Here is a 14,122-nt window from a genome sequence, read left to right as displayed (position 1 = left end):
GGCATCTAAGCGGGAAACTCGTCTGAAGATTAGGTATCCCGGGAACTTGATTCCCCTAAAGGGTCGTTCTAGACCAGGACGTTGATAGGCTGGGTGTGTAAGTGCAGTAATGCACGTAGCTAACCAGTACTAATTGCCCGTGCGGCTTGATCCTATAACTCTTAAGGTTATAAGTTTTAAGTGTCGTTCAAACAAATTTAGTAGTACAATAACGCAATCCCAAACATGAAACACTGCATCATACTGATGTGTAGTTGTGCTAATTCCAGATTTAGTTACATGCTCTGTGTAGCATGTGACAACCAGTTACGCTTGACGACCATAGCAAGGTGGAACCACCCCTTTTCCATTCCGAACAGGACCGTGAAACGCCTTCGCGCCGATGATAGTGCATTTTCGTGTGTGAAAGTAGGTCATCGTCAGGCTCTTATACCAAAAGCCCCGCATCCAACCGATGCGGGGCTTTTTTACGTCTGCTGAAAAGGCACAAATCCCCTGCTTGACGACTCTAAAAACTCCCCTGAGGCCTCAAACAGTGCTCCCCTAGCACGCTATGGCTTGTAGTGAAGGGCTTTAGTTAGTCTTATGGTGCTATGGTGCACTGAACACTAGTAGTGTTTATTCTCTTATTCAGCGTAGGGAGTGCGGGAGCTATCGCTTCCAATCGCTCTTGGCGGGTATAAGACGCACCAAATGAGATGTTCACGCATGGCTTGCGCTGCACGCTTCTTGGGCTATCCCAATCTATACTTCTCTGTTTTTCTTTCTTCTCGTTAATTCGCGCGGCACAAAGTACATTTGTGTAGTAATGGATGCTGCTGTTTGCTGTAGTGGGGGCAACCTGAAGTGCACAGCTCTGACGGGAAAATGGATTTTAGGCAGCTTAAATCAGCCTATTTATACCTAGTCTAGCTGTACCATTTGAACCTTTATTGGCTAATACCTATTTAGTTCGAACGTCTCATATGATTAGCTTGCCTATTTACAGCATCATTGTGAGCATATAAACCTAATAGCATGACCGAATGCTATGTGTAGATAGGTGTATAAAAAAGCCCAATGCAATGCATTAGGCGTTAATTACATAAAGCGTACTAGGAATAATAAATAAAAGCTTTAGTTAGACTAAATCAGCAGGCGCAGCTGGAGCTAGCGCTTCTAATTGTTCTTGTAGCGTACGACGTACTAAGCTTAGGTGCTCTCGCATGGCTTGCGCGGCCTCTTCAGGAGAACGTTCACGCACTGCACTTAAAATTCGTGCGTGTTGCTCGGTATAGCGGGCTCGTACTTCAAGTGTGAGTACATGTCTACGTAAGCGGCCCCATTCAGTTTGGGCGCGAGCATGAGTCAATACGTCATAAAAATGCACTAATAAACTGTTGTGCGTTGCCATGCCTAAGGCTTTATGTAGAGCACTATCCCAATGCTCCCATTCAGCGTGAGAACGCACTTGTTTGGTTTGTTCAAAGCAGTGCGAAAGCGTTTCTAAATCGTGTGAGCTAGCATGCACCGCTGAGGCCGCAGCGATAGCAGGCTCTAGCACAAAGCGTGCATCCATCAGCTCAATTGGGCTGGTATGTTGAGTGAGGTTTTCTAGCGAGTGCAAAGGCATGCGGGGCGCCAATACCACGGTACCCCTTCCTGGCACTCGTTCTAGCCGTCCCTCTTGCTCAAGGATATCCAATGCTTGGCGTAATACTCTACGGCTTGCTGTTAACGTAGTGGCTAACTCGCGTTCGGGTGGCAGTTTACTACCAGGTTGGTAGCTTGCGCTTTCCAGCATTTGGCGTAGAGACTGCAAAACATGTGCGGAACGACCCGTAAGAAGAGGGGAAGTAGATGTCATGGATGTAAGCGATTAATGGCTGAACGCTGTGTATAGCATATTACTGGCGTTAAAAATCAGGAATAGTGCAAATGCTATTCGAAGGTAACGAGGGTTAATGCTGTGCGCAATACGAGCACCCACGGGAGCCATAAAACCAGTAATAGGAATTAAAAGTAAGAAAGCTAAAACATTTACATAGCCTACACTGAAAGGCGGCCGTCCGGGAGATCCTATTCCTGCAATAAATGCACCAATAGTTCCCGGTATTGCAATAATCAAGCCAATAGCTGCAGCGGTACCAACCGCTCTTCGCATAGGGTAACGGTATAACGTCAGCAGAGGCACACTGAGCGTACCCCCGCCAATGCCCATGAGAGATGATAATCCTCCCACAAACAAACCATATACAGCACGTAAGAAACCTGTAGGTAATTGACCTGAATCGGTATCCTGACGGTTGGGGCCAAACAACATATAGGCTGCCACGAGCAATGTCATGACGCCAAAGATAAGGGTGAGGTAAGAGGATTTCATCATACTAAACAACAGCATGCCAATAACCGCACCTACGAGTAATGCAGGTCCCCAGCTACGTAGCAAACCGACATCAATAGCTCCCTTGGCATAATGCGCCCGAGATGAAGATAAGGCAGTGGCCACTACGGTAGATAACGAGGTGCCAACAGCCATGTGCATGCGCACGTTGTCATCTAAGCCCATAAGGGTAAAGAGGTAGAACAGTACGGGGACTAAGACTATACCGCCGCCTACACCTAATAAGCCGGCAATTAACCCTGCTGCTACTCCCGCGCCTGCAATGGCTAACGCAAAGTACAGCATGGTTTCTACTGAAAACTCCATGATTTACTACCTTTAAAGAGACCAAATGGTAATTATTTATCTTATTGGTATCTTATTGGTGTGTTTTCTGAAGAAATAGTCTTTTGATAGGTGTAAATACTAGGATTTTTAGGGACCAATTGTTGTTTTGGTCCCTATTTTGTGATCAAGCGGTAAGAGCAGTGTACAGCATGTTGCAGGCATTAAAGAGCAAGAATGCTGCAAAGGCATAGCGCAGGTAACGTGGGTTAGCACTGTGTGCAAGACGTGCCCCGTAGGGGGCTACAAAAGCAGTAATGGGAATCAAGATAGCAAAGGCCACAATGTTCACGTAACCAAAGCTAAAGGGAGGAAGATTAGGTTGACCTAAACCGGCTAGCACGGCACCTGCTGCACCGGGTAATGAAATCAGCAGGCCTACTGCTGCCGATGTACCTACTGCTTTACGCATAGGATATTTGAAGTAGCTCAGTAACGGGACAGTTAAGCTACCGCCGCCAATGCCCATAATGGTAGATAAACCGGCAACTAAAAGCCCTGAGAGCCAACGTATGGGGCCTTGGGGGAAATCGCCTACGGAGTCGTCTGCATTTTTACGCGATGACCCGAAAAGCATATACATGGCGATAGAAAAGGTCATTACCGAGAAGATAATGCCAAGTTCAGCCGATTTGATGGAGCTAAACAAACTCATGGCAATCAATGCACCTACGATCAGCCAAGGAGCCCAATGCTTAAGCAGTTCTGTGTCTACGCCGCCTTTTTTATAGTGCGCTCTAGATGAGGAAATAGCCGTGGCAATAATAGTCGCTAATGAGGTACCAATAGCGACGTGTAGTGCGACAGAAGGATCAACGCCCATTTGGTGAAAAAGGTAGAACAGCACAGGAACCAATACTAGTCCCCCGCCTACGCCTAATAGGCCTGCAATCAGACCGGCAACTACACCGGCTACGGCGGTGGCTGTAATAAAGATTACATAGAACTGCGTCGAGTATTCCATGACAAGGAGGTCACTTTTGATTAACTAAAACTAGCAGAGTAGCAAAAGGACCTTTACCTGTCGTGGGCCATGCGGCTTTTTCAGAGTAGGCGTTGTTGTTTAGCTAAGCATTGCCAACTCAGTGTCAGCGAAAGTAGGGGCTGCCTGATCTATGGTATTGATTTGTTCCCCAAACCAATGCAATTCTGGTGCGAGCTTGCAAACGGCACCAATAATGAGTAAAGAGGGTGAAGCAAAGTGATACTGCTTAGCATGGTGTGCCAGAGTATCGAGACGGCTAAGAAGAGTGCGTTGCTCAGGCCTAGAGCCGTTTTCAATCAGCGCGCAGTGAGTGTCTGCAGAGCGGCCGGCAGCTTGTAGCCGGGTAATAAACTGCAGTATTTGCTGTAGACCCATGTACACCACAACGGTTTGGGTGGGGTCGCGCAGGGCCTCCCAGTTTTCGATGGGGCTATCGTCCTTACGGTGAGCAGTTACCAGCTGAACCGACTGGGCGTACTCTCGGTGCGTGAGAGGGATACCACTATAGGCCGCGCATGCCAACGCAGCAGTAATACCAGGAATGACTTTATAGGGAATGTTGTGCGCTTGTAGGAACTCTAGCTCTTCGCCACCTCGCCCAAAAATAAATGCATCGCCGCCTTTTAGTCGCACAACCGTTTGACCCTGCTGAGCATGCTCTACCATAAGCTGATGAATGCGGCGCTGTGTGGCATGGTGATCTTCCCCTACCTGTTTACCCACTGATATTTGCAGAGCATCGCGTCTAGCAAGCTCAAGTATGGCTGGGTCAACCAGTCTATCGACCAAAATGACATCGGCTTGGTTCAGTGCCCGTAACGCATGCTGTGTGAGCAAGCCTGGATCACCTGGGCCTGCGCCTACGAGTATGACTTCACCAGTAGGGGCTGCCGGAGGTGTCTGCAGTGCGCTTTCTAGTAAGGTGGCCGCTAGCGTGAACTGTTGTGCTTGTATGGCGTTTGCGACGGGGCCATCCAGCAGCCAATCGTAAAAACAGCGCCGCGCTTTGAGTTGTGGAAAGGCGAGTTTGATTGCTGAGCGATAGCGTTGTAAGAGTTCAGTAAGTGCGCCCAAGGAGTGGTCTAGACTGCTTTCTATACGAGCACGTATTCGACGCGCAACCATGGGTGCTGCCCCCGCAGATGAGATCGCTACCGTAATGGGGGCTCTGTCCACAATGGCAGGTACTTGGCAGGATGAAAGCTCAGCATCATCAACGACGTTTGCGAAAATACGGCGCTGTTCAGCGTCGTATGCGATGCGGGCATTTAGCGCTATATCATCAGACGCTGCAATGACTAACCATACTTCGGCTAGGTCTTGGCTCAGATAAGGACGCGCCTGCCATGTGATTTTGCCTTGTTCTACCCACTGTTGTAATGATGGGGTGAGCTCAGGAGAGACCACCGTGATGACGGCTTGGCTTTTCGCTAGTAGTTGCACTTTGCGCCAGGCAACTTCGCCACCACCCACGACGACGACAGCGCGCCCTGAGAGATTAGTAAAGAGGGGAAAGAGAAAGGTGCTCATAGCTACTGGCCATCCAGAATATAGCGGGGGTGCTATAGATTCTAGGTAGAGCAGGCGGTGGGTAGAACGACGTAAAACTTATTTAGTTATCCCTTCATATCTATATAACCGCAGGTTACTGCCACAGTAGCGTATTAAGGAGTGTTGTATTATGTCGCAATATGTTGCAGGTGAGGAGTGGCTTCTAATCTATTGATTTTCAACAAATTGTTAGCAAAAAACTAAAATATTTAAGATTGTTAACATTTATTACTCCTAAAGTTTTGTAGTCAATAGATACAATGCCTCTTAGTTTGTAAAAGCGTATTCAAACGGTTCTATTTACTTACAAACTGTAAGACGCAAGGTCATGCTCCAAGAATACAGGTCAGAAGCCTGTAGCTCCGCCTTGCCAATGTGCGCAATGCAATGGCGTTAAGTACGTTCGCTACTCTCTTATGGATGCTTCCCCTGACTTGTACAGGCAGTACAAGACCAGAAAGTCTCCAACATCATCACCCGGAATAGCCCACCCTAGACAGAATGTGACTGCCGTGGGGGAGTATTCCGGTGGCCATCCTCTGTGTTTGGTTGATTGCATAGATGCAACGTGTAGTACACCTCTGTGAACAGCACTGACTGTTCATGTAAAAACCTAAAAACATGCAGGAGCTGCGAAGATGCAAGCAAAAAAACTAACCATTTTGACCATGGCTGTGGCCTTGGTATTTTCTGGCGCAAGCTTTGCGCAAACGGCTTTGTCACTGCAAGATAGCGTAGAGAAAGCCGTTACTTCTAACCCAGAGTTGGGTGCTAGATTCCAAGACTTCCAATCCAGTATGGAAGGCCAAAACGTGGCCCAAGGCGGATTGTTGCCAGAGGTGAATGCGGAAGGTTGGATTGGCAAAGAGTGGCGCGGTAGTACTTCACTGAGCAGATCGCACGACTGGACTCGTAAGGGCTACACCTTACAACTGCGTCAGCTGATTTTTGATGGTAACTCTACACTGAATACCGTACGTCAGTTGGGTCTGGAAAAACTGTCTACCTACTACGATCTGGTTTCTACCATTGATAGCGTAGCGATGGAAGCAGCTGCGGCGCACATTGATGTGCAGCGTTACCGCGAAATGGAATCGTTGGCACGCGAAAACTACCAAATGCACTTGAACACATTGGGTCAAGTACGTGAGCGTAGCGAGTCTGGTGTAGGCCGTGGTGTGGACTTGGAACAGGCAATGGGCCGTCAAGCGTTGGCACAAAGTAACCTGATGACAGAATCCGGTAACTTGAACGATGTGTTGCAACGCTACCGCCGTATTGTGGGCCAAGCTGCTCCAGCCGTATTGGTAGATGCACCTGTATTAGATAGCAAACTGCCAAGCAACCCAGAGAACTTTGATAACTCGTTGTTGGCTAACCCATCCATTTTATCCAAGCAAGCGTTGTTGCAAGCAGCGGATAAAGGTGTAGACGTTGCACGTGGCAATTTCTCCCCAACCTTGGAGTTGCGTGCTTCTACTGGTCGTGACCGCAATGAGCGTCCTAACGAGATCACTGGTCGTCACCACACAGCGCAAGCGTCTAACGTGCAGTTAGTTGCTTCCTACAACTTGTACCGTGGTGGTGCAGACTCCGCACGTGTACGTCAGACTAAAGCTCAGTCCTACGCTGCGCGTGACGTGCGTGATTACACCTGCCGTAACGTACAGCAAGAATTGTCTATCGCTTGGAACAACATTGTGCGTTTGCGCGAGCAGATTCCATTCTTGCGTGACCACGAATTGGCAACATCCAAAGTACGCGTAGCGTACATGCAGCAATTCCAGATTGGTCAGCGTTCTTTGCTGGACTTACTGGATACCGAAAACGAGTTGTTTGATGCACGCCGTGCACTGCGCAACGCTGAGTACGATCTGAAATTGGCCGAACTGCGCTGGTTGACGTTCTCTCATCAGTTGTTGCCAGCGCTGGGTTTGCAGCAACCTCACGATCAAGCTCCTGAAGAAGCTGATGATTTAGTTTTCCCTCAGGAAGCGCTGCAAGTATGTATGGAACCTGTTCCTGATACCGCTAATTTGCAACCTGTGACGGTGGAGTATCGCAACAACATGCAGCCACCTGTTCTACGTCAAGTAAGTGCAAACTAAGCGTGATGTAATATGTAGTAATAAGTAGAAGCCGCAGGACACATTTGTGTCATGCGGCGACTCACTTGGCATAGGGCGGTAAAGCACACATGAAAGATGATCGTTCGTATAAACAAGAACTGTCGGCATCCGATGCTGATTTTATTCGTGTGCTGGAGGATTTAATCGACGTCCTGATCAGCAACGGTACGATCCGTATGACTGACTTACCTCCCGAAGCACTCAAAAAACTGCATGCCCGCAAACAGACGCGCCAACGTCTGCGTAATCCTTCGCTTGATTTGATTAATGACGACGATGATGGAATCCTCTGATTCGCAACTGAGCCAGAACATAGAGGGTATGCCAGCGCCGCATACTACTCATGATGACCCTTTACTGGCTTGTCTGGTAGAAATCACCAGACTGCATGGCAACCCATGTTCAGCACAGCATTTAAGTGCTGGTTTGCCACTGACTAATCATCGTTTAACCCCGCATTTGTTGCCTAGAGCAGCAGCCAGAGCTAATAGCTCTGTGCGTGTGGTGCGTCGTCGTTTGCATGATTTCCCCGCAGCTTTGCTGCCCGTTATTTTGTTGTTGAAACAAAATCGAGCATGCGTGTTGCTGTCTATAGAAGGTGATGATGCCGTTGTGCATTATCCCGAAGCGCCTGCACCGGTAAAAATGTCGGTAGAGGCCTTGCTTGAAGAGTACGCGGGCTTAGCAGCGGTAGTACAGCCGTTGTACCGCGTAGAAGCTCGCGCCAAAGAAGGTATTGCTGAGCTTAAGAACAAACATTGGTTCTGGGCGACGATTACGGAAAACTGGCGTTTGTATCGTGATGCCATCGGTGCCGCGTTACTGATTAATATTTTTGCATTGATGATTCCGCTCTACACCATGAACGTGTATGACCGGGTAGTACCGAATAATGCGACTGAAACCCTGTGGGTGTTAACACTGGGTATTGGTTTAGTGTTGCTGTTTAACTTTGTACTGACTACCGTACGTGCATACGTAGTGGATGCAGCAAGTAAACGAGTGGATGTACGTTTGTCTGCGCTGATCATGGAACGCGTTCTCGATTTGCGTATGGAAGCACGTCCAGGCTCAGTGGGCTCTTTTGCTGCTAACCTGCGCTCCTTTGAGTCAGTGCGTGATTTTATTGCGTCGGCAAGTCTTACCACCTTAGTGGATTTACCCTTCGTATTGCTGTTCTTGGCCGTGTTGGCGTGGATTTCCCCCTATATGCTGATTCCGCCTATTGTGGCGATCATTATTGTGTTGGTGGTGTCGTACTTTGCGCAGCGCCACATGGAGACCCTCACCAAGCAAACTTTCCAAGCGGCGGCACAGCGTAATGCCGGTTTGGTAGAGTCGTTGTCAGGGTTGGAAACACTGAAAGTATTGAACGCGCAAAGTCATGCCCAACGCAATTGGGAGCGTTCAACCGAGTTTTTGGCGTCTATTGGCGGCAAGATCAAACTGACTTCCTCTAGTACTGTGGGCTTTGTGCAAACCATGCAGCAAATGGTCACGATCAGCGTAGTAGTGATCGGTGCGTATTTGGTGCAGGATGCTGCGCTGTCTATGGGGGGCATTATTGCGTCGTCCATGATTGCTGGCCGCTGTTTGGCACCACTGGGGCAAGTAGCTGGCTTGATGATGCAGTATCAAAATGCTCGCACGTCGCTGGATTCCATTGATGGCTACATGAAAATGCCAGTGGAGCATCCTGTAGAGCGTAATTTTGTGCCACGTCCAAAGTTGGATGGGGCGGTAGAGTTTAGGGACGTTAGCTTTGTCTACCCGAATACAGACCAAAAAGTATTAAGCCAGATTAGCCTGTCTATTAAAGCCGGTGAAAAAGTGGGCATTATTGGTCGTATAGGCTCCGGCAAAACTACCTTGTCCAAGTTGATCTTGGGCCTGTTCCAGCCTACAGACGGCACGGTACTGGTAGATGGTATTGATATACGCCAGATTGATCCCGCTGACTTGCGCCGCTCTATGGGGTTTGTGTCGCAAGATCCCGTGTTGTTCTACGGTACGTTAAAACACAATTTAACGATGGGGGCGCCTTACGCCACGGACGAAGAAATGTTGGCAGCAGCGCGTATTTCTGGCGTGGACCAGTTTGCATCGCGCCACCCGGATGGGTACGACATGATCATCAGTGAACGTGGTGAGTCATTGTCAGGTGGTCAGCGTCAGTCCATTGCTGTGGCGCGTGCGGTGTTGAATCGCCCATCCGTATTGCTGCTGGATGAGCCTAGTAGCCATATGGATAACCAAAGCGAGATGGCACTGCGTGCGCGTCTGAAAGACATTTGTGCGGATAAAACAGTGATTTTGGTGACGCACCGTACAGCGCTCTTGGATTTGGTCGATAGGCTGATCGTGATGGATAACGGTCGCATTGTGGCTGATGGTCCTAAAGAGCAAGTGGTAACGGCATTGAAAGAAGGCCGTATCGGTGGTGCACGGAGGGCGGCATAAGATGCGTAAATGGTTCAAGAAAATACGCGAAGACCAGCTCTCAGCGCCTGTGAATAATATGTCCGCGAATGCGAAATGGGCACTAGAACACCAAGACGTGAAAGGATCACGAGTTCTGGTGTGGTTGTCGTTGCTTATTATCGTGGTGCTGGTTGTATGGGCATCGTTTGCATGGATCGATGAAGTGGTGCGTGGCGAAGGCAAAGTGGTGCCATCTCGTCAGGTACAGATTATCCAAAGCCTAGATGGCGGGGTAGTAGAAGAAATTTTGGTGCGCCCAGGCCAAATGGTAGAAGAAGGTGAGGTCATGCTGCGCATTGACCCTACCCGTTATTCCTCGTCGTTGGGCGAGAATCAGGCCGAAAGCTTGGCATTGATGGCAAAGGCGGCACGTTTAGAAGCGATTGCCACAGGCGAGCCACTGGTGATGCCAACCGAAGTACTGGAAAAAGCGCCCAACATTGCTGAGACTGAGCGTCATGTGTGGATGTCGCGCACAGAAGAACTGCGTACGAATCTGCAAGTGGCTAATGACCAATTACGCCAGCGTCGTGAAGAGTTACGCGAAACGCAGGCTAACCGTGATCAAGCAGCCTCCAGTTGTGGTCTGACATCGCGTGAGTTGCAAATGACTCGTCCTTTGCTGCAAAGCGGTGCCGTGTCCGAGGTGGATTTGCTGCGCTTACAACGTGACGTAGCACGCTATTGTGGTGAACAAAAAGCCGCCGCGGCACAGATACACCGTATTGAGGCGTCTATTGAAGAAGCGCAAAGCCGTGTGAGCGAAGTGGAAATTACCTTCCGCAATCAGGCGCGCACAGAGTTGGCAGATACCCGTGCGAAGCTGTCTTCCTTAGAACAAGGGCAGTTGGCGTTGGTAGACCGCGTGCGTTTGGCAGAAGTGCGCTCACCGGTACGTGGAACGATTAAAAGCTTGTACGCCAACACCGTGGGTGGGGTAGTGCAGCCAGGTAAAGACATTATTGAGATTGTGCCGTCCGACGACACGTTGCTGTTAGAGGTGCGCATCAATCCTAAAGATATTGGTTTCTTGCATGCTGGGCAGAAAGCAGAGGTGAAATTCACTGCCTATGATTTCGCCGTTTATGGTGGCTTGTCTGGTGAGCTAGAGCAAACCAGTGCTGACACCATCGTCGATGAAAAAGGTAATGCTTTCTATATTGCCAAGGTACGTACCGATCAAGCCTACGTGGGCGAGGACAAACGTCCTATTTTGCCGGGGATGGTAGCAGAAGTGCACATCCTGACGGGTAAACGTACGGTGATGCAGTATCTGTTGAAGCCTATTTTGCGAGCACGAGCCAACGCGTTTACTGAGCGCTAAGGCTGTGCCAGAGAAGCCCGTTCTGTATAAAGCGGGCATATAAGGCGGTCATCAAAAACCGTCACGATCTTTGAACGAGGGAATTGCCGCATGCAGCAAGTAGTTTCTGTTTTGATGCTTAGCAACGATGATTATCTTTGGCAGCATTGGCGTGCGTTACCAGCATCCCATTGGATGCTGGCTCGAGGCCATAATCTTGAAGATTTGCAGCGTTGGAAACAGTCTGGCCGTCAGTTAGTGGTGATCGATCATGCCTTGAAACTGTGGCAAGACAGTCAGTGGGCCGATGTTAGTGCGGGTATGCAGTGTGTGGTGGCGAGCACGTCACCCAATGATGTAGAAGGTCAGCAAGTGTTGGCTGCGGGGGCGCGCGGCTATATTCATGCGTATGCTCCGGTCGCAACCTTAGAGCGTGTGTTAGAGCACGTGCAAGCGGGCGAAGTGTGGGTAGGCCAAAGCTTGTTAAGCCGGTTGCTCAGCACGATTAGTCAGAAGTTGCCTGAAAACACAAACCCTGTGTGGCATCATGGTTTAACCGCACGTGAAATTGATGTGGCACAACGTGCTGCGTTGGGTCACTCCAATCAATTGATTGCAGATGATCTAGGTATTAGTGAGCGCACTGTGCGTGCACACATGTCTGCTGTTTTTGAAAAGCTACATGTAACAGATCGTTTGATGTTGAGTCTGAAAGTACATGGCATTCGTTAATACGAATCGCTGAAAAGTACAACGCCCCACGTTTTGGTCCTTATCTGAAACGTGGGGCGTTTTTTATGGGCGCAACGGGAGCCTAGTGGGTAGGGAATAGCGTAGTAGGAAGGCTTATGCAGTCGGGGTGCTAGCCGCCCGTATTACTGTTGCTCTAGTTGGGCGAGTAGAGCGGCAGCTTCGTTAATGCGGTCCTCACTAAAAACGTGAATACCGGCTTCGCGTAATAAGGTGGTTGTCACGCCTTGGCCTGCGATTTTTGTGCCACTAAATGACCCATCATAAATTTGGGAAGAGCCGCAAGAAGGACTACCTTCTTTAAGAATGGCAATGCGGATATGAAATTGTTGTGCAAGGCGTAAGGCTTGCTCGGCACCTGTAATAAAGGCGGGGGTAACATCCGTGCCTTGGTTATCTACTACATGCGCCGTGTGTAGCCACACAGCTTTACCGCCGGCAGCCTGTGAGATTTCGGCAGCAGGTCGGGGAACAGGGAGGCCGCCTGCTAATTCAGGGCACACAGCGATGACTTTGCCATCGGCAACCCAACGCTGAAGTACATCATGGTGTGAGCGTTTGTGGGAGGCATCATAACGTACTGGGTTCCCGAGTAAACAGGAGCTAACAAGAATATAACTAGGGCGTCGGGAGATGTGGGCGAGTGTCATAGGGTGAGGTCTGTCGACGGGAAATAGCTTCTATATTTAGATGTATAACCTAGGTAGCCGCCTGTGTATAAGAAATGTTAAGAAATTAAAAATAGGGCCCAACCTGTCGTCGACGCCAATACCCAAAAGGCGCTGTGCTTCCTAGAATTTATAGCAAATTGTATAGAATTCTTTCATTGCGTTGTCTGTGGATAAGACCTTACAACGCAAGTCTCTCGGAGCATAGCAAATGGCTATCGACACAGTTTTAGTAGGCAATGTTTCTGGTAATGCTTGGGTGCGCCAAGCCGATGGTTCGTTGTTGGCATTGCGCGCTGGTATGCGTGTACCAGTCAATGCTGAAGTAGTAACAGACAGTGGTGCAAATGTGCAGTTGCAAGCGGATGGTATGCCGCCATTAACGGTAGGTGAAAACCGTCAATTGCAAGTGAGTGATGAGTTGGCAAATACGGATGTAGATCCTAGCGGCCAGACAGTACCTGCACAATTAGATCCAGAGGCTGCGCGAGTATTGGCCGCATTGCAAGCTGGTGATGATCCTTTTGAGCAGTTGGACCCAACTGCCGCCGTAAATAGTGGGGGCGGTGATGGTGCGGGTGGTAGCAGCTTTACGCGCTTGGTAAGCATTGTAGAAGCTACCTCACCATTGGCATTGGCCTATCCTAAACCATTGAGTCCTTCAGGCGAATTGCCTCGAATGGGTGGTTATGGTCGTGCAGACGATGTTGCTGAGCCTACAACCCCCACATTGAAAATCACCATCAATGATGACGGCACTATTACCTTTAAATTTAGCGAAGTACCTGTAGGCTTTGAGCCCTCAGACGTCAATGTGTCTGGCGGTGGTCGAATTGAAAACCTGCGCCCAGACCCAACAGATCCTACTAAGTGGGTAGCTGATCTGGTTGTGCCTGATAACTATGAAGGCGACATTGTTGTCCATGTGCCTGATGGAAGCTATACAGGTACGACTGGTGTGTCAGGTTTGGGGGATGAGGATCAGATCACTGTTGATACTCTGCCTCCAGAAGCTGAGATCACTATCGACACCATTGCTGGTGATGGCGTCATTAATAAGCAAGAGTCTGAAGGTGATGTAACTATCACAGGTACCGTAGGTAAAGACGTAAAACCGGGCGATAAAGTCACGGTGACGGTGGGTGGTAAAGAGTACGAAACTACCGTTAACCCCGACGGTAAAACATGGAACGTAGATGTTCCAGGCTCTGAGTTGGCGAACAACGACAAAGTAGAAGCTAAGGTTACGACTACAGATGATGCTGGTAACAGCACGACAGTAACTACTGAGCGTCCTTATGATGTCCAGACAGAGACTCCAACTGCCACGATTGAGATTGATAAGCCGTTTGTTGACGGTGTTCTGAATCAGGACGAGTCCAAGGCTGAGCAGACAATCACTGGTAGCGTGGGCGGTGCGGCCAAGGAAGGCGATGCGGTTGTGGTCACGATTGGTGGCAAGGATTACCCTGCCACTGTCCAGGCTGGCAACACCTGGAGCGTGACGGTTCCTGCGGATGCGGTGAAAGATCTGCAGCCAGGCGATAT

General features: G+C 49.3%; 11 protein-coding genes and 2 rRNA genes. 8 read left to right on the top strand and 5 right to left on the bottom strand.

Annotation, left to right across the window (positions count from 1 at the left end; genetic code table 11):
• Together GY634_RS16970 and rrf are read left to right on the top strand one after the other, a co-directional pair.
• Positions 1-154, top strand: a 23S ribosomal RNA gene (locus tag GY634_RS16970); the annotation flags it as partial.
• 157 nt (positions 155-311) lie between these two features.
• Positions 312-425: ribosomal RNA gene (rrf, locus tag GY634_RS16965) — 5S ribosomal RNA — on the top strand.
• Between the two features lie 695 nt (positions 426-1,120).
• On the opposite strand, the gene GY634_RS16960 is transcribed toward rrf, so the two are convergent.
• The 4 genes from GY634_RS16960 to cysG all read right to left on the bottom strand — a co-directional run bounded on the left by GY634_RS16960 (position 1,121) and on the right by cysG (position 5,222).
• The gene (locus GY634_RS16960; RefSeq protein ID WP_166409899.1) at positions 1,121-1,846 is read right to left on the bottom strand and encodes a FadR/GntR family transcriptional regulator; all 726 of its coding nucleotides are present in this window, start codon (positions 1,844-1,846) and stop codon (positions 1,121-1,123) included.
• Positions 1,847-1,858: 12 nt separating this feature from the next.
• The gene (locus tag GY634_RS16955; RefSeq protein ID WP_166409898.1) at positions 1,859-2,689 is read right to left on the bottom strand and encodes a sulfite exporter TauE/SafE family protein; all 831 of its coding nucleotides are present in this window, start codon (positions 2,687-2,689) and stop codon (positions 1,859-1,861) included.
• 145 nt (positions 2,690-2,834) lie between these two features.
• On the bottom strand, positions 2,835-3,671 hold the full coding sequence (locus GY634_RS16950; RefSeq protein ID WP_166409897.1) for a sulfite exporter TauE/SafE family protein: 837 nt from the start codon (positions 3,669-3,671) through the stop codon (positions 2,835-2,837).
• 99 nt (positions 3,672-3,770) lie between these two features.
• Positions 3,771-5,222, bottom strand: a complete 1,452-nt coding sequence (gene cysG / locus GY634_RS16945; protein WP_166409896.1) for a siroheme synthase CysG — start codon at positions 5,220-5,222, stop codon at positions 3,771-3,773.
• A 659-nt stretch (positions 5,223-5,881) separates the two neighbouring features.
• On the opposite strand from cysG, the gene GY634_RS16940 reads away from it, so the two are divergent.
• The 5 genes from GY634_RS16940 to GY634_RS16920 all read left to right on the top strand — a co-directional run bounded on the left by GY634_RS16940 (position 5,882) and on the right by GY634_RS16920 (position 11,888).
• Positions 5,882-7,351: a TolC family outer membrane protein gene (locus tag GY634_RS16940; protein WP_166409895.1), complete on the top strand. Its 1,470-nt coding sequence runs from the start codon at positions 5,882-5,884 to the stop codon at positions 7,349-7,351.
• Positions 7,352-7,440: 89 nt separating this feature from the next.
• Positions 7,441-7,665 (top strand): hypothetical protein, encoded by a 225-nt coding sequence (locus GY634_RS16935; protein ID WP_166409894.1) that lies wholly within the window; start codon positions 7,441-7,443, stop codon positions 7,663-7,665.
• A gap of 28 nt (positions 7,666-7,693) precedes the next feature.
• The gene (locus GY634_RS16930; RefSeq protein ID WP_166409901.1) at positions 7,694-9,832 is read left to right on the top strand and encodes a type I secretion system permease/ATPase; all 2,139 of its coding nucleotides are present in this window, start codon (positions 7,694-7,696) and stop codon (positions 9,830-9,832) included.
• Positions 9,833-9,890: 58 nt separating this feature from the next.
• Positions 9,891-11,177 carry an HlyD family type I secretion periplasmic adaptor subunit gene (locus tag GY634_RS16925; protein WP_166409900.1) on the top strand — a complete coding sequence of 429 codons (1,287 nt, stop codon included), beginning with the start codon at positions 9,891-9,893 and terminating at the stop codon, positions 11,175-11,177.
• A gap of 90 nt (positions 11,178-11,267) precedes the next feature.
• Positions 11,268-11,888, top strand: a complete 621-nt coding sequence (locus GY634_RS16920; RefSeq protein ID WP_166409893.1) for a helix-turn-helix transcriptional regulator — start codon at positions 11,268-11,270, stop codon at positions 11,886-11,888.
• Positions 11,889-12,031: 143 nt separating this feature from the next.
• On the opposite strand, the gene GY634_RS16915 is transcribed toward GY634_RS16920, so the two are convergent.
• A complete protein-coding gene (locus GY634_RS16915) occupies positions 12,032-12,556 on the bottom strand; it encodes a 2-thiouracil desulfurase family protein (protein ID WP_166409892.1) in 525 nt (174 codons plus the stop codon).
• A 229-nt stretch (positions 12,557-12,785) separates the two neighbouring features.
• On the opposite strand from GY634_RS16915, the gene GY634_RS16910 reads away from it, so the two are divergent.
• A partial coding sequence (locus GY634_RS16910; protein ID WP_166409891.1) for a retention module-containing protein occupies positions 12,786-14,122 on the top strand: 1,337 nt, incomplete at its 3' end.

It is taken from the genome of Paenalcaligenes suwonensis (genome assembly GCF_011290505.1).
GTDB classification, from domain to species: Bacteria; Pseudomonadota; Gammaproteobacteria; order Burkholderiales; family Burkholderiaceae_B; genus Paenalcaligenes; species Paenalcaligenes suwonensis.
The sequence above is the reverse complement of the archived record's forward strand: the minus strand, read 5'-3'. Positions and strand labels throughout refer to the sequence as shown.

What these genes read in the sequence shown, in the direction of transcription:
- GY634_RS16960 (WP_166409899.1), bottom strand. Translation starts at nt 1,846, where the DNA reads ATGACATCTACTTCCCCTCTTCTTACGGGTCGTTCCGCACATGTTTTG.
- GY634_RS16955 (WP_166409898.1), bottom strand. Translation starts at nt 2,689, where the DNA reads ATGGAGTTTTCAGTAGAAACCATGCTGTACTTTGCGTTAGCCATTGCA.
- GY634_RS16950 (WP_166409897.1), bottom strand. Translation starts at nt 3,671, where the DNA reads ATGGAATACTCGACGCAGTTCTATGTAATCTTTATTACAGCCACCGCC.
- cysG (WP_166409896.1), bottom strand. Translation starts at nt 5,222, where the DNA reads ATGAGCACCTTTCTCTTTCCCCTCTTTACTAATCTCTCAGGGCGCGCT.
- GY634_RS16940 (WP_166409895.1), top strand. Translation starts at nt 5,882, where the DNA reads ATGCAAGCAAAAAAACTAACCATTTTGACCATGGCTGTGGCCTTGGTA.
- GY634_RS16935 (WP_166409894.1), top strand. Translation starts at nt 7,441, where the DNA reads ATGAAAGATGATCGTTCGTATAAACAAGAACTGTCGGCATCCGATGCT.
- GY634_RS16930 (WP_166409901.1), top strand. Translation starts at nt 7,694, where the DNA reads ATGCCAGCGCCGCATACTACTCATGATGACCCTTTACTGGCTTGTCTG.
- GY634_RS16925 (WP_166409900.1), top strand. Translation starts at nt 9,891, where the DNA reads ATGTCCGCGAATGCGAAATGGGCACTAGAACACCAAGACGTGAAAGGA.
- GY634_RS16920 (WP_166409893.1), top strand. Translation starts at nt 11,268, where the DNA reads ATGCAGCAAGTAGTTTCTGTTTTGATGCTTAGCAACGATGATTATCTT.
- GY634_RS16915 (WP_166409892.1), bottom strand. Translation starts at nt 12,556, where the DNA reads ATGACACTCGCCCACATCTCCCGACGCCCTAGTTATATTCTTGTTAGC.